Below are 20,141 nucleotides of genomic sequence, written 5' to 3' on the forward strand. Positions count from 1 at the left end.
CTCTTGTCGCTGGGCGTCCCCTTCTCGATGCCGGCTCGGGTTCGGATTTCGTTTCGATCGGCGGCCGAATGGTGGCCCCGCCGGGCGTTGAAATCGCCTGATGCGGTTCTGGGGCACATCGCCGCTGAACTAGAATACCAGTCCGAAAGCGCCTTCGGCGCGGCCTTCAAACGCGTCCATGGCGTGTCGCCACGCCGGCTGGCGGCCAGACTTCGCCGGTAGCGAGCGGGGTACGCCGTGAGGCCCAGGAAGTAAGACTGGCGAGGGAAGGCTTGGTCTCTTGCCCAAGGGACGATAAGTCTGTTCTCGACCTTGCGTTGGGCGGTCAACACTCCTGACGTGTATCGAGACTGCCGCTTGATATCTGCGCTGGTATGGTGCGGCGACAACGAACGATCAGGAGGAACGCCATGAACTGGAAGAGGCACGTGGATACTGCCCTTGACGGCAAGCATCCCGGGCTGGGACATCGCGTCGAGCTTTGCCTCCACGCCCTCATTGTCTATTCAGCCATAGAGATGGGGATCGAGACCATTCCCGGTTTGCCGGCCTGGGCAAAAACAGCGCTCTCCGCTTCGGAAATTTTCGTGGTTGCCGTGTTCACGATCGAGTACGTGCTGCGTCTCGTCACTTCGCCGAACCGCAGGGCCTACGCGTTCAGCTTCTTCGGTGTCGTCGATCTCGTCGCGATCGCTCCGTTCTACCTTGGCCTCTTGTTTGCGGGATTCGGGATCGACGTTCGTGCGATCCGAGCGCTGCGGTTGCTGCGCCTTGCCCGGCTGTTGAAACTCGTGCGCTACAACAATGCGCTCGAGCGTCTTCAGGCAGCTTGGCGCGTGGTGCGCGAGGAGGTGATCATCTTCAGTGCAGCGTCATTTGTCGTCCTCTATGTCTGCGCGCTGGTGATCTACCAGTTCGAGCACGACGCCCAGCCCGAGGCCTTTGCATCGATTCTCGACGCGATGTGGTGGGCTGCCGTGACATTGACGACGGTGGGCTATGGCGACATCTATCCGGTCACGGCGATGGGACGGTTCTTCACCGTTGTCATGCTGTTCGTCGCGCTCGGCATCATCGCCGTGCCGACCGGACTGGTGGCATCGGCCTTGAGCGCCATCAGGGGCCGTGAACGCAACGACTCGGGATCCTGAGCCGCGTCGGCAAGACCGTGCCGAACGCCGATCGCGCCTTCCCCGGTATCGCGTCGACCCCCGACTACCGCGCAGGCCCTGCCGCCTTGACGAAATCGACGAAGGCACGCAGGGCGGCGGGCATCTGCCGCCGGCTTGGGTAGTACAGATAGAAGCCGCTGTAGTACGGGCACCAGTCCTCCAGCACCCTGATCAGCCGCCCTTCTGCCACGTAGGTCGAGACCTGGTCCTCGAAGGCGTAGGCGACGCCGGCGCCGAGGAGGGCGGCCTCGACCATCATGTCCTGGTCGCCGACCACAAGCGGCCCGTCCACCGCCACGCTTAGCTCCAGCCCGCCCCGCTCGAACTCCCACCCGTACAGCCGTCCGCTGCCGAAGCGCAGGCCGATACAGGGAAGCGCCTTCAGTTGCTCGGGGGCAGTCGGGATCGGAAAGCGCTCGAACAGCACGGATGCTGCCACAATCGCGCTGCGCTGGCGCCCGCCGATCGGAACCGCGATCATGTCCTGCGCGATCACCTCGCCGAAGCGTATGCCGGCATCGAAGCCCTCGGACACCATGTCGACCAGATCGTTGTCGACGACAACCTCGACGCTGACCTTCGGGTAAGCCGCGAGGAAACGCGCGACGACCGGCAGCAGCACCATTTTCGCGGACGTGCGGGCGGCATTGAAGCGCAGCCGCCCGACCGGCGCGCCGCGCAGGCTGTTGAGGTCGTCGAGCGCATCCTCGATGTCGCGATAGGCCGGGGCGACACGGGACAAAAGGCGTTCGCCCGCCTCGGTCAGAGCGACGCTGCGCGTGGTGCGGTTGAACAGGCGGAGATCCAGCCGCTCCTCCAGCGCCTTGAGGGCGTGGCTGAGCGCCGACGGCGTGCAGCCGATCTCCGCTGCTGCGAGACGAAAACTGCGGTGGCGTGCAAGCGCCAGAAACGGCGACAGGTCGGTGGGGGAGATGGCGCGCATTGCTGAATTTTACTCATCAACGCGCAGAAAATCCAGTCGATTATCTCAGCAACAACGACGCGATAGAACTAAGCCAGCCGCCGATGATGGAGCGGCGATCAACCAGGAGGTTCTCATGCATACGTGGTTCATCACCGGGGCATCTCGCGGCTTCGGCGCGCTCATCGTCGAAAAGGCCCTAGCCAAGGGTGACCGAGTCGTCGCCACCGCCCGCAATCCCAAGGCGCTCGCCGAACGCTTCGGCGAGCGGCCCAATCTCCTCGCCGTCGCCCTCGACGTTACCGATGAGACCCAGGCGCATCAGGCGGTGAAGGCGGCTGTCGAGCGCTTTGGTCGCATCGACGTACTCGTCAACAATGCCGGCTATGGTCTGCTGGGCGCGGTCGAGGAGGCGAGCGGACCGGAGGTCGAGGCGCTTTATCGAACGAACGTGTTCGGCCTTCTCGCCGTGACGCGCGCCGTGCTGCCGCACATGCGCCGCCAGCGCGCCGGTCGCATACTCAATTTCTCCTCGATCGGCGGCTATCGCAGCGCCGCAGGCTTCGGGGTCTACTGCTCGACGAAATTCGCCGTGGAGGGCCTGACCGAGGCGCTCGCCGACGAACTGAGACCGCTCGGCATCCATGCCACGGCGATCGAGCCCGGCTATTTCCGCACCGACTTCCTCGACGCGACCTCGCTCGGGGTCAGCCCGATCCAGATCGACGACTACGCCTCGACGGCCGGGCTGGTGCGCACGAAGGCGCGCGAGATCAGCCACAACCAGCCCGGCAATCCAGACAAGCTGGCCGAGGTGGTGGTTGCCTTCGTCGATGCCCAGGACCCGCCGGTACGTCTGCCGCTCGGCAGCGATGCGGTCGCGGCGATCGCGGCCAAGCACGTCGACGACGGCGAGTTGATCGCAAGGTGGCGGCCGCTTTCCGTCTCGACCGACTTCCCGCCGGCTGCGTGATCGACCGGCAGGATCTCCAGCGCGTTGACGCGGCGGGTCGGCCATGCCGACCCGCCAAACTGTCGGTGTGTGACTGTCTTGCTGTTGCGGCTTTGCCGCGCGAGCGCTGCCGGGCAGTCTTACTTCAAGTCTAGTGAACGTCTGAGTGACGTGTGCGATGGGTGTGCGACCCCGTTGCGTTCGGGTTGCGACGGCTGCGGCGAGGGCGGCAACCGCCGCAGCAATTGCGCCGCCTGCCTCAAGTCCCGGGTCGCAAACCCCTCGTCAAAGCGGTGATAGACGGGGTGCAGCACGTCATGGGCCTTCGCCCCTTCGCCGCGCCGGTACAGGAGTTCGGCCAGCGACGTCGCCGAGCGGAGCTGCCAGCCGAGCGCGCCCTGCGCCTCGGCCATGGCAAGGGACTCCTCGAGCAGCGCCATGGCGGCGCTGGCGTTGTCGCTCTGGATGACGAACGCCTTGACCCGGAGAAGCTCGGGCAGGCACCAGTGTTCGCATGAGACGCGCGCCCGCTGGACCGCTTCTTCCACCGTTGCAGTGGCTTCCGACCAGCGGCGGCGCTGCACAAGAGCGGCGGCATAGTGAGCCAGGGCGCGGGTAAAGACGGGGCCGAGGCATTCGGTCCGCAGGTGCGAAAGCGCGCCCGCAAGGATGGCCAGGCCGTCGTCGCTGCCGCGATCGAGCTTCTCGATGCCGTCGTAGCATTCCCCGATGGTCCTCCAGACTTCCAGCCCTTTCGCGGCCGTTCGCTCCACAACCAGCCGAGCAAACCGCCGCAGCGCCGCAAGGTCGCCGACGTTCCAGGCGACCGGACAGGCGCCCTCGGTCAACGCATAGGAGATCGTACCGGGATGATTGATGGCCATAGCATCCTCGACGTTCCGGCTCGCCATGGCGATGGCCTGGTCCGGGAAACCTTGCAACCAAAGAATCTGTGCGAGGAAGCATCGTGACGAGATCCACTGGTCGAACTGGTATGTGGCGATGTCGCCGGGATCCCGGTCGCTCGCAAGCACCCGCTCCACGAACTGCCGCGACAGCGCAAGGTTGCCGACGAAAAAGTGGGAGATTCCCTGCATCCGGCTGGCATTGCGGCGAACGCGTGAATCGCCGGAACGGGCGGCAAGGCGATCAAACCGCCGGCTGAGCTGGACTGCCTGGTCATATCGCCCGCGATTGCGCGTGTCGACCCACAGGCCCCAAAGCGCCCGTTGCCGGTAGTCGATGCTGCCGAGCTGCCCGGAGAGCCGCAGGACCTTCAACCAGGCGGAACGCGTGTTGGTGCCCGCGCCTTCGATGTTCATATAGGCGCTGCCGAGCGCAGCATGCAGCTGCATCGATTTCCAGTCCGACCCGCCTCCTCTCCGGAGCTTGGAGATCGCCTGCTCGACGCGCCGCCGGCACTCGTCGATCATCGAGCGGGCGAACCAGGCCGGAACCGCGGCCAGGGTGAGCTCGCAGGCAAGATCGAGATTGCCGTCGACCGAGAACGCCCAGTCGAGCGCCCCGCGAACCTCCTGCAAGTAGGAGTCGTCGTATAGGACCGAACCGTTGCCGGACCGAGCAGCGCGTTCGGATTGCAACTGGCTCCCGACATGCAGGGCATGGCGGCGGCGAACGGCACTTTCCTCGCCACTGCTGATCAGCCTCTCCGCGGCATAGGCGCGGGTCGTGTCCAATAGGCGGTAACCTTGATGCTCGTGAACCTGGCGCAAGCTCAATAGCGACTTTCGATAGAGATGGCCCAGCCCGTCCAACACGTCCTGTTCGTCGAGCCCGCCGGTGGCCGCCACCGCCATCGCCGCCTCGGCGGTGAAAGCCGACTGGAAGGTGGACAGACGGTTCAGCAGCATCTGTTCCTTGTGCGGAAGCAGATCGTAGCTCCAGTCGAGCGCAGACCGCATGGTTCGCTGCCGCGGCGACCCGTTGCGCAGACCGTCGGTCAAAAGGCCCGGATGCCGGTCGAGCCCGTTCAGCAGACCGCCAATTCCGAATTGTTCGACCCTCGCCGCGGCGAGTTCGATGGCCAGCGGCAGGCCGTCGAGGCGTGCGCAGATCTTGCCGACCATCGCGTGGCTTCCGGCATCATCCGGCAGGGTGAAGCCGGCGGCCGATGCCTTTTCCCGGAACAGGTCGATCGCGGTATAGGCGCCGGCATTCTCGAGGCTGGCCGGCTCGTCCTGCGGAAAGCGTAGCGGCTGCAGCCGGTGCACCCATTCGCCCTCAACGCGAAGCACTTCCCGGCTTGTCGTGAGGATATCAAGCCGCTCGGTGTCTGCGAGGAGGCCCGAAACCAGCATCGCCATCGCCTCGATGACGTGCTCACAGGTGTCAAGGATCAGCAGCGCCGGCGCACCCGCCAGATGGTGGGCAATGGCATCGAAGGGCGACCGGTCCGAGACGGCAAGGCCGAGCGCCGACGCCAGCATCGACGGAACCAGGCGTTCGTCACGCAGGCTGGAAAAGTCGACGTAGTGCACCTCGCCCGATCCGGTCCGACTCCTTCTCCGGCCGACTTCCATCGCAACGGCGGTCTTGCCGATCCCGCCCGCTCCCGTCAACGTCACCAGCCGATGGTCTTGCAGAGTGGCGGAGATGGCTCCGATCACCTCGTCTCGACCGATCAGGCGGCCGACCGTCGGAACGGCGCGATAGCCTTGGGCGGGGGCGCGAGGGGCTGCCGACTGGGCCGGGTCGATGAAGGCGTAGCCGCGCCCGCTTCGGTTCACGACGTAGCAGTCGGCGTCGTGAGCGGACAGGACCTTCCGCATGTTCCGGATCTGGACGCGCAGGGTGTTCCCTTCGACGATGCTGTTTGGCCAGGCGGCATGCATGAGTTCGTCAGGGGAAACCGTCTGCCCCGGGGTCTGGACGAGGCGTACCAGCAGGTCGAGTGCCCGCGAGCCGATCCGCACCGGCTTGCCGCCCGCAAGCAGCACGCGTTCGCTGAGCAGCAGTCGACAGTTGCCGATCCGGACCGAGTTTGCTTCGCCCGTCATCCCGCGCTCCGTGCCGAACCGTTCCACCGCGGACCAGCTGTGCCTGGCCAATTCCCCAGCGGGCGGCATGATAGACCGACATGGCGTCCATGGGGAGGCGGCTCTGGTGCGGATTTCTGCGGGCGGTCCCGCCGGGCGGTGGAAACGGCGGCGAGCTTTGGCACGCGCTGCCACCCGACCGTAACGGCAACGTCGTCAAGGTCGGTGACACTACGGCCTCGACCGGGCATCCCCGGCGGGGTCGCGGCCTGTTGTCGGGCCCTGGCTCAGACCATATCGGTTGGCAGGGGCTCGCAGGCTCGGCCGGTCGGGTCAGCAGCGCTGTGGTTTCACGATTGCGGGCTCCGCTCGTCACGCGCTGGCACGGATTGGGGCCGACTGAACTTGATGCGCTTCTGTTCGATCAGCAGGTAGCGCTCGTCGGCCTCGGCGAGGGCCATGGTCATGAAATAGATCAACAAGGGCGCCGGCTCCTTGTCATGCTCGGCAAGCTTGATCAATTCCATCAACACACGGGCAATGTATTCAAGTCGCTCCTGGCTCATGCCTTTCCCCTTCCCCGGGAATAGACTATCACGTTAGGTAAGTCGGAGACATAAATCCGCATCATCAATATTTTGATCTAGAACGTTGCCGTCCTGCCGCCGCGATCAAGAGCAGGCACCGCAGGCTGTGATCGCGGCTCTCAGGTTGTAATCTGATCGCCCCGCGCTAAGGTTGCCTTGCCTCTCCGCAGGCGTGTCTTCTTGGGCCGCAGGTGAACCGCAGGAACCCGGCGCCGCCCAACCACCAGGGGAACGAAAACAATGAACCTACGAACCAAGCATGCCTTGATTGCAGCGGCCGTCGTCGCCGCGCCGTCGATCGCCATGGCCCATACGAGTGCCGACCCGTCCGCCAGTCTCGCTCACGGCTTTGTCCATCCGGTCGGCGGCATCGACCATTTGCTCGCGATGATCGCGGTCGGAACGCTCGCCTTCATCCTCGGCGGACGCGCCCGCTGGCTTGTGCCGGTGACCTTCGTTGTGATGATGGCCCTTGGCGGGCTGCTTGGCATGCAAGGTGTCACCATTCCCTTCGTCGAGGTCGGCATTGCCGTCTCGGTCATCGTGCTGGGCCTTGCCCTGTCGTTGCGGTGGAAGGCGCCGACGGCGGCGGCGATGGCCACCGCCGGCCTCTTTGCGATCTTCCACGGCCATGCTCACGGTGCGGAGATGCCTTTCGATGCGGCCGGCCTGTCCTACGCGTTCGGGTTCATGGCGGCAACGGTGCTGCTGCATGGCCTCGGGATCGGTCTTGGCGCTGCCGTCAGCCGGACGGGATCACTTTCGGTGCCGGCGATGCGGCTCGGCGGCGGTGCGATCACGCTCGCCGGCCTGGCGCTGCTGGGGGGCGCCCTCTGAGCTGGCAGGGGTGAGAGGCAGCCTGGGGGAGGCGGGCGGTCTCGATTTGTCATCTATCTGGCCCAGTGAAGGGCGGCGCAGTGGTGCGCGCCTCCCTTCACTGTCCTATGTGGCTCACACAGCGTGCAGCACGTGCGTGGCCTTGACCGCGGCGGAGGCGCGGTTCTCGACGCCGAGCTTCACATAGATCTGCTCTAGATGTTTCGTCACGGTGCGGGCGCTCAGGCCGAGAATCTCGCCGATGTCCCGGTTGGCTTTGCCCTTGGCGATCCACAGGAGCACCTCGGATTCGCGCTGCGTCAGCGAAAAGTGCTGACGCAGGATTTCGTCGTCGCTGAGCCGGTTCTCGGCCGTCAGCCGGAACAGATATTCGTCCGCGCCGATCGCGCCGAGATAGGACAGATGAAGGCCCGACTGGCCGCCCTGGCGGATGGTGAAGCTGCCGTCCCGGCCCGCTTGACCCTCCCCCATCCAGAGGGCGATCTGCGCCGCCACCGCTTCCAGGCCATCATCCCCGCCCGTTGCCGCGTTGACGAGGCGCGTCGCCTGCGGCGTCGACCAGCGCACCCGGCCGTCGCCGTGCACGGCCAGCAGGTGCCGGCCCGCGGCGTCGAGCGCCACCCGTGCGCTTTGCGCGGAGCGGGCGTTGGAAAGATGTACCCGGATGCGGGCGCGCAACTCATCGATGTTGATCGGCTTGGTAAGGTAGTCGACGCCACCGACGTCGAGCGCGCGCACGACATGTTCCGTCTCGGTCAACCCGGTCATGAAGACGACCGGAATCTGGCCCGCCGCCGGGTTCGCTTTCAGGCGCAGGCAGGTTTCGAACCCGTCCAGGCCTGGCATGACCGCATCCAGCAAGATGACATCCGGCGTGATGCGCTCGACGATGGCAAGTGCAGAGCTGCCCGAGGTGGCGATCAGGACGGTGAAGCCGGAGTGCTCAAGCGCCTCGGTGAGAAAGCCGAGCGCCTCGGGGGAATCGTCCACCAGCAGGACGATGTCGCGGGGGGTGGATGTTTCAGTCACGACCGGGCGCCCCTTCCGCAAAGCCCTTGAGGAAGGCGTCGTAGCCGGACAGGTCGAACGCCTGCACGTAGTCGCGCAGGGCGTCGGCAAAGGGGCGGTGTTCCGGCCGCCGGGCGATTTCGGTCAGCTTCGCCTCTATTCCGCGGACATAGCCGATCTCGCCGAGCCTGATCAGTTCGGCCACGTGCGCCGGCCCCGGATGGATGATCCTGTCCAACCGCTCGAGCATTTGCCCATTCTCGCCGTCATCGCCGTAGCGCCATTTGAGCCCGAGATGCAGGGCGAGCTTGTCGTAGAGCTGGCGCAGGTCGAACGGCTTGGCGAGGGTGTCGTTGTGGCCGCTATCGCTGCGTTGGGCCGAGCCGTCGCCGATATTGGCGGAGAACATGATGATCGGCACCGTCTGCCCAATCTGGCGCAGCCGCGCCACGAGTTCCCAGCCGTTCATTTCCGGCATGGAGATGTCGACCAGAAACAGATCCGGGTGCATGGCTTCGACCAACGCAAGACACTCGCGGCCGTTGCTTGACTGCAATACTTCGAAATCGAGCGGCGCCAGGGTCTCCTGCATCAGCCGGCGGTGGTCCTCGTTGTCGTCCACGACCATGATGCTGCGGCGCTGCCCATCGTAGCCGCAGATGCGCCGGGCCGGCTCGATGAGTGCCTGCGGGCGGTCGATGGCCGACAGCATCAGTCGGATCCGGAACGAAGTCCCCTGGTCCCGAGCGCTGGTGACTGCGATCTCGCCGCCGAGTGTCTGGGTCAGCAGCCGGGTAATGGTCAGGCCGAGCCCGAGGCCCGGCATGCGCCCGAGATGCTCGGCCTCGCCGCGCTGGAACGGGTCGAAGATCTTTGGCAGATCCTTCGCGGCGATGCCGCGGCCGGTGTCTTCAATAGTGAAGGTGGCGACCTGGCTGCGATAGGCGACATCGAGCCGGATGCGGCCGCTGTCGGTGAATTTCAGCGCGTTGGAAAGCAGGTTGACGAGGATCTGGCGCAACCGTTTCTCGTCGGTGCGCACGTATCGCGGCAGCGACGGTGCGCGCGTGTGCTCGAAGGCGACGCCCTTGGCCTGTGCCTGCGGCCGGAACATTTCCACGATCTGGTCCAGGAAGTCGTGGATGTTGAGCTCGTTGGAATAGACCTGCAGCTTGCCCGCCTCGATCTTGGAGATGTCGAGCAGGCCGTCGATCAGGCCCGAGAGATGTTCGGCGCTGCGCCGGATCACCTTGATCGCCGACTGGCGCGGGGCCGGGATGGTCTCGTCGCGCTCGAGCAGTTGTGCATAGCCGAGCACGGCATTGAGGGGCGTGCGCAGTTCGTGGCTGAGGCCGACGACGTAGCGGCTCTTGGCCCGATTGGCCGCCTCCGCCGCCTCCTTTGCCTCCTGCAGTGCGGCATCGGTCTTCTTGTGCGCTGCGATCTCCTTCAGAAGCAGCGTGTTCTGGCGCGAGGACTCTTCCTCCGCCACCACCCGGCTGTCATGCGCAAGCACGTAGAACCAGCAGACGACGCAGGTGACGACGGCGAAAACGAAGAAGACGATCGCCACGGTGCGCTCGACCACGGCTGCCGTTTCCGGGGAGGCGCCGCCGGCGTGGTGCGCTATCATCGCGAGGATGATGCCGATGCCGGTGATCGAAAGCGCGGCCGAGACGGCGTAGCGGCCGAGCCGGGTCGCAAGTCGGTCGATGATGGGCCTGGGAAGCAGTGCGTGCGCAACGTGGGCGGCCTGCGCATGGAAGCGCGCCTTGGGCTTGCACATGTCGTGGCAGCGGCTGTCGAGTGAGCAGCAGAGCGAGCAGATCGGAGCGGCGTAGGCGGGGCACCAGGCCATGTCCTCCGGCTCGAACGGGTGCTCGCAGATCGAGCAGGTTATGGTGTCCTGCTGCTGCCAGTTCCGTCGCGGCTTGCGGGCAAGGTAGTATTTGCCGTCCGTCCACCAGGCAATCAGCGGCGAGGCGACGAAGGCGGTTCCGGCGGCAATGTAGGGGGCGAGCGAGGAGGCGACGTCGCCGAAAGCGCCGAAATGGGCAAAAAGCGCGACCCCCGCCGATATCGCCATGGCACCGAGGCCGACGGGATTGATGTCGTAGAGATGGGCGCGCTTGAACTCGATGCCGGGCGGCGACAGGCCGAGCGGCTTGTTGACGAACAGGTCCGCCGAGATGGTGCAGAGCCAGGCCATGGCGACGATGGAGAAGATGCCGAGTGTCTCCTCCAGCAGTCGGTAAATGCCGAGTTCCATCAGAAGCAGGGCGATCGCGACATTGAATACCAGCCATATGACGCGGCCGGGATGGCTGTGGGTGAGGCGCGAGAAGAAGTTCGACCAGGCCAGCGAGCCCGCATAGGCGTTCATCACGTTGATCTTCAGCTGCGACACCACCACGAAGGCGACCATCAGCAAGAGCGCCGCGGTTTCCGATGGCAGCATGTAGCCAAAGGCAGTGAAATACATCTGCGCCGGATCTGCCGCGCGCGTCGACGGCACGCCGGCGCTCAGCGCCAGCACGACAAGGAATGAACCGGCGATGAGCTTCGGCGCGCCGACAATCACCCATCCGGATCCGGCGAGGAAGACGGCGACGCGATGACGCAGCTTGCGCTGGCCGTCGGGCGGGAGGAAGCGCAGGAAGTCGACCTGTTCTCCGATCTGCGCCATCAACGCGAAGATGACGGCGGATGCCGCGCCGAATTCGACCAGGTGGAACGGGGCGAAGGTGCCGGCCGGGCCGGAGGCATGGTGGATGCCGGCATAGGCCAACCATTCGCCAAAGCTTTCCCAGTCGGCAAAGGCGATGAAGACGAAGGGCAGGATGTTCAGCACGATCCAGAAAGGCTGGGTTACGAGCTGGAACTTCGAGATCAGCCGCACGCCATAGGTCACAAGCGGGATCACCGCGACCGCACTGATGATGTAGCCGATCCACAGCGGGATGCCGAGAGCCAGTTCCAACGCCCCGGACATGATCGATGCCTCGATCGCGAACAGGATGAAGGTGAAGCTGGCATAGACGAGCGAGGTGATGGTCGAGCCGATGTAACCGAAGCTGGCGCCGCGGGTGAGAAGGTCGATGTCGACGCCGTGGCGGATCGCGTAGCGGCTGATCGGCAGGCCGACAACCAGGATCATGAGGCTCGCGACCGCAATCGCCGCAATGGCATTGGTCGTGCCGTAGGACATGGTGATCGTGCCGCCGATCGCCTCCAGTGCCAGGAACGAGATTGCGCCGATCGCCGTCTGCGAGATGCGTTGCGAGGAGAAGCGGCGGGCGCTCTTGGCGGTGAAGCGCAGCGCATAGTCCTCCAGCGTCTGGTCGGCGACCCAGCGGTTGTACTGCCGACGGACGGGGATGATGCGCTGGCGTGCGGCCATGGGCTTCCTTTGCAACAGGCGGGCCGATGCGATCGCCCTCCGGCATGGTCCTACCACATCGCGTCGGCTCGGAAAATTGGTGCGTTGCGGCAAGAATGCCGCCGATGTCCCCCACACCTACGTAGAATGACGTATGTGCACTGCAGCGTGAACGTCGGATGATCGCTCGAGCAACGGTCAAGAAGACCAACCGTCCCGTTGCCCGTCCGAACTAGAGGGGTTCACGAACATGACTATCAAGGCACGCCTGACTGGCGCATTTCTCGGCGCCGTCCTTTCGACGACGGCGCTTCATGGCGCCTTCGCCGCCGACGACACGATCAAGGTCGGTATCCTCCACTCGCTGTCCGGCACCATGGCTATCTCGGAGACCACGCTGAAGGACGCCATGCTGATGCTCATCGAGGAGCAGAACAAGAAGGGCGGCCTGCTCGGCAAGAAGCTCGAGGCGGTCGTGGTCGATCCAGCCTCCGACTGGCCGCTGTTTGCCGAAAAGGCACGCGAACTGATCTCGGTCGACAAGGTTTCCGCGGTGTTCGGCTGCTGGACCTCGGTGTCGCGCAAGTCGGTTCTTCCGGTCTTCGAAGAGCTGAACTCGATCCTGTTCTACCCGGTCCAATACGAGGGCGAGGAAAGCCAGCGCAACGTCTTTTACACCGGCGCGGCTCCGAACCAGCAGGCCATCCCCGCCGTGGACTACCTGATGGAGAGCGAGGGCGTCGAACGCTGGGTACTTGCCGGCACCGACTACGTCTATCCGCGCACGACCAACAAGATTCTTGAGGCCTACCTGATCGCCAAGGGCGTTGCGCCCGAAGACATCATGATCAACTACACGCCATTCGGTCACTCGGACTGGCAGACGATCGTCTCCGATATCAAGACCTTCGGCTCGGCCGGCAAGAAGACCGCCGTCGTTTCGACCATCAACGGCGATGCCAACGTGCCGTTCTACAAGGAACTCGGCAACCAGGGCATCAAGGCCGAGGACATTCCGGTCGTCGCCTTCTCGGTCGGCGAGGAGGAACTGGCCGGCCTCGACACGGCGCCGCTCGTCGGCCATCTGGCCGCCTGGAACTACTTCCAGTCGGTCGACAACCCGGCGAATGCGGAGTTCATCGAGACGTGGAAGGCGTTCACCAAGAACGACAAGCGCGTCACCAACGACCCGATGGAAGCCCACTATATCGGCTTCAACATGTGGCTGAAGGCGGTCGAGAAGGCCGGTACGACCGATACCGACGCCGTGCTCGATGCGATGATCGGCGTCTCCGTGCCCAATCTGTCGGGCGGCTTGTCCACCATGATGCCGAACCACCACATCACCAAGCCGGTCCTGATCGGCGAGATCCAGGAGGACGGCCAGTTCGAGACCGTTTGGGAAACACCCGGCCTCGTGGTTGGCGACGAGTGGTCCGATTTCCTGCCCGACTCCAAGGATTTGATCGCCGACTGGCGGGCGCCGATGTCGTGCGGAAACTTCAACGTCGATACCGGCAAGTGCGGCGGCAAGGGCTCCTGATCCATAAGAATCGGCCGGCCGGCCATGGTGGCTCCCCCACATGGCCGGTCGGAGGCATCCCGTCGTCTCCGGTGGCGGGATGCTCCGATGCTTTGCTGCGCGCGCCGGATGTCGGCTTCCGGTCCGGCCTTGCGAGGATATCAACATGTTCATGCGGCTAGCCTATAGATCGCTCCAGTGCCTGCTGGTGGCCGTCTCGATCCTGATCACGGTGCTCGCGACCGATCTTCGCGCCGAGGACGATCTGCGCGCGCTGATCAATGCGCTTGCGGAGGGCGGGTTCTCCCAGACCGAAAGGCAGGTCGAGGCGCTGGCGAAGACCGGCGATCCGAAAATCGTTCCGGCGCTGGAAGCGCTTGCCTCGGGCGACCTCTACCAGCGCAAGTCCGACGGCCAGGTGTTCCTGACCCGGCGCGCCGGCGGGAAACTCGCCCTGATCGATCCGCTGAGCGGCGAGAAGGTCGGCGAGGAGGCCAAGGCGGGGCTGGTCAAGATCAAGGTCAACAACGGCCTGCGCCGCTCGATCCGGTCGGCGCTTGGCGGCCTGACGCTGATGAGCCCGGATGCGTCCGTGCGCCGCCAGGCGGCGCAGACGATGCTGCGAACGCCGTCGGCCGATGCGCTCGAGCAGATCGAGACCGCGCTTGCGAGCGAGCGCAACGCCGACGTGAAGGCCGTGCTGGAGCAGGCGCGATCGGCTGCGCTGCTGATGTCCGACCGATCAGACGCTGAAAAAATGGCGGCGATCGCCGTCATCAGCGCGACGGGCGGGCAGGATTCGCTGTCGCTGCTCTCTGGCGCGCTCGCCGTTGCCGACGACGGCCTCAGGCCGGCGCTCGAAGAGGCGATCGCCAGCATCCAGGAGCGGCAGGCGTTCTGGGCCGCGGGGCAAAACGTCTGGTACGGACTGTCGCTCGGCTCGGTGCTGCTGCTTGCAGCGATCGGACTTGCGATTACCTTCGGGGTCATGGGCATCATCAACATGGCCCACGGCGAAATGGTGATGCTCGGCGCCTATACGACCTTCGTCGTTCAAGAGGTCGTCCGCACGTCCTTTCCCGCCCTGTTCGACTGGTCGCTGGCAATTGCGCTGCCGCTCGCCTTCCTGGTCACCGGCCTTGTCGGTCTTGCGATCGAACGCGGTGTCATCCGCTTTCTTTACGGCCGGCCACTGGAAACATTGCTCGCCACCTGGGGCATCTCGCTGATCCTGCAGCAGGCCGTGCGGACCATCTTCGGCCCAACCAACCGCGAGGTCGGCAACCCCGCCTGGATGTCCGGCGCGTTCGAACTCGGCGGGCTGACGATCACCTGGAACCGGCTCTGGATCATCGTCTTCTCGCTCGCGGTCTTCGCCGCCCTGCTGTTCCTCCTGAAGCGGACGCCGATGGGGCTGCAGATGCGGGCGGTCACACAGAACCGCCGCATGGCGGCATCGATGGGCATCCGCACGCCCTGGGTCGACGCGCTGACCTTCGCGCTCGGCTCCGGCATCGCCGGGATCGCCGGGGTGGCGCTCTCGCAGATCGACAATGTCTCGCCAAACCTCGGCCAAGGCTACATCATCGACAGCTTCATGGTCGTCGTCTTCGGCGGAGTCGGCAACCTCTGGGGTACGCTCGTGGGCGCGTTCACGCTCGGCATCGTCAACAAGTTCCTCGAGCCCTATGCGGGCGCCGTGCTCGGCAAGATCCTCGTGCTCGTGCTGATCATCCTCTTCATCCAGAAGCGGCCGCGCGGTCTCTTCGCACTCAAGGGAAGGGCGGTGGAAGCATGATCGCCTCGTTTCTCCTCAAGTCCTTCGATCGTACCGTCGTCGTCGCCGTCGCCGTCCTGATGGTGCTCGCGGCGCTGGTTCCGGCGCTGAATCTCCTGACCGCTCCCGACCATCCCCTGCATGTGCCGACCTATCTCGTATCGCTGTTCGGCAAGTATCTGACCTATGCGCTGCTGGCGCTTGCGCTCGACCTCGTCTGGGGCTTCTGCGGCATCCTCTCGCTCGGACACGCGGCCTTCTTCGCGCTCGGCGGCTATGCCATGGGGATGTATCTGATGCGCCAGATCGGCGCGCGCGGCTCCTACGGCAATCCCATCCTCCCCGATTTCATGGTGTTCCTGAACTGGAAGGAGCTGCCCTGGTTCTGGCACGGCTTCGACATGTTCTGGTTCGCCGCACTGATGGTCGTGCTGGTGCCGGGGCTGCTTGCCTTTGTCTTCGGCTGGTTCGCCTTCCGCTCGCGCGTTAACGGCGTCTATCTCTCGATCATCACCCAGGCGATGACCTATGCACTGCTGCTGGCCTTCTTCCGCAACGACATGGGTTTCGGTGGCAACAACGGGCTGACAGACTTCAAGGACATCCTCGGCTTCAACATCCAGGCGGACGGCACCCGCGCAGCGCTGTTCGCGGCGTCGGCTGTTGCGCTTGCCGTCTCGCTGGTGCTCACCTCCGGCATCGTCAGGTCGAAATTCGGCAAGATCCTGGTCGGCGTCCGCGACGCCGAGAGCCGCACCCGCTTTCTCGGCTACCGGGTGGAGCACTTCAAGCTGTTCGCCTTCACCGTTTCGGCGATGATGGCGGGGATTGCCGGGGCGCTCTACGTGCCGCAGGTCGGCATCATCAACCCCGGCGAGTTCGAGCCCGGCAATTCGATCGAGGTCGTGATCTGGACGGCCGTCGGCGGCCGCGGCACGCTGATCGGCCCGATCATCGGTGCCGTCCTCGTCAACGGCGGCAAGAGCATATTTACCGCCGCTTTCCCTGAATTCTGGCTGTTCGCGCTCGGCGGGCTGTTCGTGCTCGTCACGCTGCTGCTGCCCAAGGGCATCGTCGGCACCATGAAGGCCTGGCTGGCGCGGCGCAGGGAATACCGAATGGCCGCGGCCGCCAACGAGTCGACAGACCCGGCCGGCGCGGCAGAACCCCAGGCGGCGGAGTAACCCGGCATGAATGCGCTCGTCAGCAACGCCAAGCCCAACAGCCTGCTCTATCTCGACGGCGTGTCCGTCTCCTTCGACGGGTTCAAGGCCCTGAACGCACTGTCCTTCGTCATCGAGCCGGGGGAACTACGCGCTATCATCGGTCCCAACGGCGCCGGCAAGACGACGATGATGGACATCATCACCGGCAAGACCCGACCCGACGAGGGCTCGGTGTTCTTCAAGGGTGACATCGACCTGACCCGGAGGGACGAGGCGGAAATCGCCCAGCTCGGCATCGGTCGGAAATTCCAGAAGCCGACCGTGTTCGAGAGCCACACCGTCTGGGACAATCTGGAACTGGCACTGAACCGCCACCGGGGGGTGTTTGCGACGCTGTTCTACCGCATGTCCGGCGAGGACAGGACCCGCATCGAGGAAATCCTGTCGACGGTGCGGCTTGCCAATCGCCGCGACGACCTGGCCGCAAGCCTGAGCCACGGCCAGAAGCAGTGGCTGGAGATCGGCATGCTGCTGGCCCAGGAACCGGAACTGCTGCTGGTCGACGAGCCGGTCGCCGGCATGACCGACGCGGAAACGGCCGAAACGGCAATCCTGCTCAAGGCGATCGCCAAGACCAGGTCGGTGGTCGTTGTCGAGCACGACATGGGCTTCATCCGCGACCTCGGCGTGAAGGTGACCTGCCTGGCGGAGGGATCGGTGCTGGCGGAAGGCTCGATCGACTTCGTCAGCGCGGACCAGAGGGTCATCGAGAACTATCTGGGACGGTGACGATGAACCCACGGCTCACATTCTGCGGCGTGCCCGGCCATTTTCCGTGCCACCAGCAGATCGATCATGCCGCCGTCTTCGGGCGGGCGAAGTCGCTCTTTTCAGGAGATTTCTCATGCTGACCGTCGAGAAAGCCAATCTCTATTATGGTGCCGCCCAGGCGCTGCGCGGCATCTCGCTTCAGGCCGAGATGGGCAAGATCACCTGCGTACTCGGCCGCAACGGCGTCGGCAAATCGAGCCTGCTGCGGGCGATTACCGGCCAGCACCCGTTGTCTTCGGGCGCTGTCGCCTTCAACGGCGTGGCATTGAACGGCCTGGCGCCGTACGGCCGCGCCAGGCAAGGGATCGGCTATGTGCCGCAGGGTCGCGAGATCTTTCCGCTGCTGACGGTCAGGGAGAACCTCGAAAGCGGCTTTGCGCCGCTGAAGCGGGCGGAGCGGTTCATCCCCGACGACATCTTCAGCCTGTTTCCGGTTCTGCAGTCCATGCTATCGCGGCGTGGTGGCGACCTTTCGGGTGGCCAGCAGCAGCAACTGGCGATCGGCCGGGCGCTGGTGACGCGGCCGAAGATCCTCGTGCTGGATGAGCCGACCGAGGGCATCCAGCCGTCGATCATCAAGGATATCGGCAGGGCCATCCGATATCTTCGCGATTCCACCGGAATGGCGATTTTACTTGTGGAACAATATCTTGACTTCTGCAGTGAACTTGCCGATCACGTCTATATCATGGACCGCGGCGAGATCGTGCACGAGGGACCTGCCGAGACGCTGGACACGCCGGAAGCGCGCCGGCATCTGACAGTATGACGGTTCCGATCCGGTTCGCGCCGTCTTGTGCCAAGGCCCATCATCGGAGGCGGACGAGCGACGTGGCGACGGCGACAACAGCATCCCTGCAAAGGGCGCACGGCGCGGGTCGGCTGAGGACCAAGCAGCAGGCCGGGCGCAGCCGACTCGACACCTTCTATCAGGAAGGCTGTGCCAAGATCCGGTTACCCGAAACCTACGACGCGACGATGGAGGCGGTGCTGATCAACACCGCCGGCGGTCTCACCGGTGGCGATGTGCTCGACTGGCGCTTCGAGGCGGGCGAGGGGACGGTCCTGACCCTGACGACCCAGGCCTGCGAAAAGGTCTACAGGGCAGGTGCCGGCACCGCGGCGGTCGGCACGACAATCGTTGTCGACGAGGGAGCCCGGGTCGACTGGCTACCGCAGGAAACGATCCTGTTCGACAGGGCTTCGCTGACGCGTCGGCTGGAGGTGGATCTGGCGCAGGACGCCGAGTTCCTCGCGCTTGAGGCCGTAGTCCTCGGACGAAAGGCGATGGGCGAGACGATGCGGTCCGGGCTGTTTCGCGACCGCTGGCGCATCCGCCGCGCCGGCCGGTTGATCCATGCGGAGGAGACACTGCTGTCGGGCGGGGTGAGCGATCTCGGTGCGCGCGAATCCGTTCTTGGCGGCGGCCGCGCCTTCGCCACGCTCGTCTATTGCGGCTCCAGGGTCGAGGCGCTGGTCGACCCGCTGCGGGCCGTGCTCGACGGCACGTCCGCCGGCGCCAGCCACTGGCAGGACAAGCTCGTGGCCCGTATCGTGGCGCCGGACGGCTTCGCCTTGCGAAAAATCCTCATCCCGGTCATTTCGCACTTGCGCAATGGCGCGAGCCTGCCGAAAGTCTGGACTCTGTAGTTGCAACGGACAGGCACCCATGAACCTCACCCCGCGTGAAAAGGACAAGCTGCTGGTCGCCATGGCGGCCATGGTGGCACGCCGGCGTCTCGAACGCGGCGTCAAGCTCAACCATCCCGAGGCGATCGCGCTGATCACCGACTTCGTGGTCGAAGGGGCGCGCGACGGACGCCCGGTGGCGGAACTGATGGAGGCGGGCGCGCACGTCATTGCCCGCGGGCAGGTGATGGAGGGCGTCGCCGAGATGATCCACGACATCCAGGTCGAGGCGACCTTTCCCGATGGCACCAAGCTCGTGACCGTTCACGAACCGATCCGGTAAAGCCATGCTCGAGTTGCGCCCCAACTGCGAATGCTGTGACCGAGACCTCCCCCCGGAAAGCCCGGACGCGCTGATCTGCACCTTCGAATGCACCTTCTGCGCCGTTTGCGCGAAGGACCTGCTCCTCGGCATTTGCCCAAATTGCGGCGGCGAACTCGTGCGGCGTCCGGTGCGTCCCCCCGCCATGCTGGCGAAATATCCTGCTTCGACGAAACGCGTATTGAAGGCCGCCGGCTGCCGCCCGGCCCAGGAGGATGATGCATGATCCCCGGTGAAGTCATTGCCGCAGACGGCGAAATCGAGCTCAACGCCGGCCTCGCGGTGGTGACCCTCGATGTTGCCAACACCGGCGACCGGCCGGTCCAGGTCGGCAGTCACTATCATTTCTTCGAAGCCAACCCCGCGCTGTCGTTCGACCGCCAGCAGACCCGCGGCATGCGGCTCGACATCCCCGCCGGAACGGCGGTCCGGTTCGAGCCGGGCCAGACGCGCACGGTCAGGCTCATCCCTTTCGGCGGCAAGCGTGAGGTCTACGGTTTTCGCCAGCAGGTGATGGGCAAGCTTTGATGCGCGCGCTCCCCCTTCTGGTTGCGTGCACGATGCTGTTCGCCGGTCCGGCTGGCGCCGCGGCCCAGGATGCTGCGCCGGAGGTCGATTGCGGGAACGCCGCGACGCAGATGGAGCTGAATGTCTGCGCCGACCGGGACTACCGGGCGGCCGACGTGGAGCTGAACAAGATCTACCGTGCAACCATCGCGTCGATGGAGGCGATGGACCGGGACATGGCCGACCTCGGTCCGGGCTTTGTCGGGGCAGTGGAGGCTTTGAAGAAAGCGCAGCGCGCCTGGATTCCCTATCGCGACGGCCAATGTACGCTTGCCGGCTTCGCGGCGCGCGGCGGCTCGATGGAGCCGATGCTGGTCTTGGCCTGTCTTGCCGACCTCACGCGCAAGCGCACGCAGGAACTTAAGGAGCTTGTCGAAGGGCAGGGAAATTGAGCGTCATCCTTTCTCCAGACAG

Annotated in this window: 18 protein-coding genes; 13 read left to right on the forward strand and 5 right to left on the reverse strand. The window is 65.0% G+C overall.

Annotation, left to right across the window (positions count from 1 at the left end):
- Positions 1-410: 410 nt before the first annotated feature.
- On the forward strand, positions 411-1,151 hold the full coding sequence (locus ACXAGF_RS22075) for an ion transporter (protein ID WP_475019687.1): 741 nt from the start codon (positions 411-413) through the stop codon (positions 1,149-1,151).
- Positions 1,152-1,215: 64 nt separating this feature from the next.
- On the opposite strand, the gene ACXAGF_RS22080 is transcribed toward ACXAGF_RS22075, so the two are convergent.
- Positions 1,216-2,115, reverse strand: a complete 900-nt coding sequence (locus ACXAGF_RS22080; protein ID WP_475019688.1) for a LysR family transcriptional regulator — start codon at positions 2,113-2,115, stop codon at positions 1,216-1,218.
- 115 nt (positions 2,116-2,230) lie between these two features.
- On the opposite strand from ACXAGF_RS22080, the gene ACXAGF_RS22085 reads away from it, so the two are divergent.
- Positions 2,231-3,067 carry an oxidoreductase gene (locus tag ACXAGF_RS22085; protein WP_475019689.1) on the forward strand — a complete coding sequence of 279 codons (837 nt, stop codon included), beginning with the start codon at positions 2,231-2,233 and terminating at the stop codon, positions 3,065-3,067.
- 119 nt (positions 3,068-3,186) lie between these two features.
- On the opposite strand, the gene ACXAGF_RS22090 is transcribed toward ACXAGF_RS22085, so the two are convergent.
- Together ACXAGF_RS22090 and ACXAGF_RS22095 are read right to left on the reverse strand one after the other, a co-directional pair.
- The gene (locus tag ACXAGF_RS22090; RefSeq protein ID WP_475019690.1) at positions 3,187-6,063 is read right to left on the reverse strand and encodes an ATP-binding protein; all 2,877 of its coding nucleotides are present in this window, start codon (positions 6,061-6,063) and stop codon (positions 3,187-3,189) included.
- A gap of 329 nt (positions 6,064-6,392) precedes the next feature.
- On the reverse strand, positions 6,393-6,608 hold the full coding sequence (locus tag ACXAGF_RS22095; protein WP_475019691.1) for a hypothetical protein: 216 nt from the start codon (positions 6,606-6,608) through the stop codon (positions 6,393-6,395).
- 261 nt (positions 6,609-6,869) lie between these two features.
- Between ACXAGF_RS22095 and ACXAGF_RS22100 the strand changes: the two genes are divergently transcribed.
- Entirely contained in the window at positions 6,870-7,466 is a 597-nt protein-coding gene (locus ACXAGF_RS22100) for a HupE/UreJ family protein (RefSeq protein ID WP_475019692.1), read from the forward strand.
- Positions 7,467-7,580: 114 nt separating this feature from the next.
- Here ACXAGF_RS22100 and ACXAGF_RS22105 read toward each other — a convergent pair whose 3' ends face one another.
- Positions 7,581-8,495 (reverse strand): response regulator, encoded by a 915-nt coding sequence (locus ACXAGF_RS22105; RefSeq protein WP_475019751.1) that lies wholly within the window; start codon positions 8,493-8,495, stop codon positions 7,581-7,583.
- Entirely contained in the window at positions 8,488-11,874 is a 3,387-nt protein-coding gene (locus ACXAGF_RS22110; RefSeq protein ID WP_475019693.1) for a hybrid sensor histidine kinase/response regulator, read from the reverse strand. Before ACXAGF_RS22110 ends, ACXAGF_RS22105 begins: the two co-directional genes overlap by 8 nt.
- Before the next feature lie 229 nt (positions 11,875-12,103).
- On the opposite strand from ACXAGF_RS22110, the gene urtA reads away from it, so the two are divergent.
- The 10 genes from urtA (at position 12,104) to ACXAGF_RS22160 (ending at position 20,119) form a co-directional block, all read left to right on the forward strand.
- Positions 12,104-13,396 (forward strand): urea ABC transporter substrate-binding protein, encoded by a 1,293-nt coding sequence (gene urtA, locus ACXAGF_RS22115; RefSeq protein WP_475019694.1) that lies wholly within the window; start codon positions 12,104-12,106, stop codon positions 13,394-13,396.
- Between the two features lie 145 nt (positions 13,397-13,541).
- Complete coding sequence (gene urtB, locus ACXAGF_RS22120; RefSeq protein WP_475019695.1) at positions 13,542-15,173, forward strand: urea ABC transporter permease subunit UrtB; 1,632 nt, start codon at positions 13,542-13,544, stop codon at positions 15,171-15,173.
- Positions 15,170-16,336 (forward strand): urea ABC transporter permease subunit UrtC, encoded by a 1,167-nt coding sequence (gene urtC, locus ACXAGF_RS22125; RefSeq protein ID WP_475019696.1) that lies wholly within the window; start codon positions 15,170-15,172, stop codon positions 16,334-16,336. The genes urtB and urtC overlap by 4 nt, the downstream gene beginning before the upstream one ends.
- A 6-nt stretch (positions 16,337-16,342) precedes the next feature.
- The gene (urtD, locus tag ACXAGF_RS22130; protein ID WP_475019697.1) at positions 16,343-17,107 is read left to right on the forward strand and encodes an urea ABC transporter ATP-binding protein UrtD; all 765 of its coding nucleotides are present in this window, start codon (positions 16,343-16,345) and stop codon (positions 17,105-17,107) included.
- 115 nt (positions 17,108-17,222) lie between these two features.
- Positions 17,223-17,918: an urea ABC transporter ATP-binding subunit UrtE gene (gene urtE, locus ACXAGF_RS22135; RefSeq protein WP_475019698.1), complete on the forward strand. Its 696-nt coding sequence runs from the start codon at positions 17,223-17,225 to the stop codon at positions 17,916-17,918.
- Between the two features lie 62 nt (positions 17,919-17,980).
- The gene (locus ACXAGF_RS22140; RefSeq protein WP_475019699.1) at positions 17,981-18,799 is read left to right on the forward strand and encodes an urease accessory protein UreD; all 819 of its coding nucleotides are present in this window, start codon (positions 17,981-17,983) and stop codon (positions 18,797-18,799) included.
- A 19-nt stretch (positions 18,800-18,818) separates the two neighbouring features.
- Positions 18,819-19,121: an urease subunit gamma gene (locus ACXAGF_RS22145; RefSeq protein ID WP_475019700.1), complete on the forward strand. Its 303-nt coding sequence runs from the start codon at positions 18,819-18,821 to the stop codon at positions 19,119-19,121.
- A gap of 4 nt (positions 19,122-19,125) precedes the next feature.
- Positions 19,126-19,386, forward strand: a complete 261-nt coding sequence (locus ACXAGF_RS22150; RefSeq protein ID WP_475019701.1) for a DUF1272 domain-containing protein — start codon at positions 19,126-19,128, stop codon at positions 19,384-19,386.
- Positions 19,383-19,688, forward strand: coding sequence for an urease subunit beta (locus ACXAGF_RS22155; RefSeq protein WP_475019702.1), 306 nt, complete (start codon positions 19,383-19,385; stop codon positions 19,686-19,688). Before ACXAGF_RS22150 ends, ACXAGF_RS22155 begins: the two co-directional genes overlap by 4 nt.
- Complete coding sequence (locus ACXAGF_RS22160) at positions 19,688-20,119, forward strand: lysozyme inhibitor LprI family protein (protein WP_475019752.1); 432 nt, start codon at positions 19,688-19,690, stop codon at positions 20,117-20,119. The genes ACXAGF_RS22155 and ACXAGF_RS22160 overlap by 1 nt, the downstream gene beginning before the upstream one ends.
- Positions 20,120-20,141 lie beyond the last annotated feature (22 nt).

This window comes from Mycoplana sp. ABR4_002 (assembly GCF_056159645.1).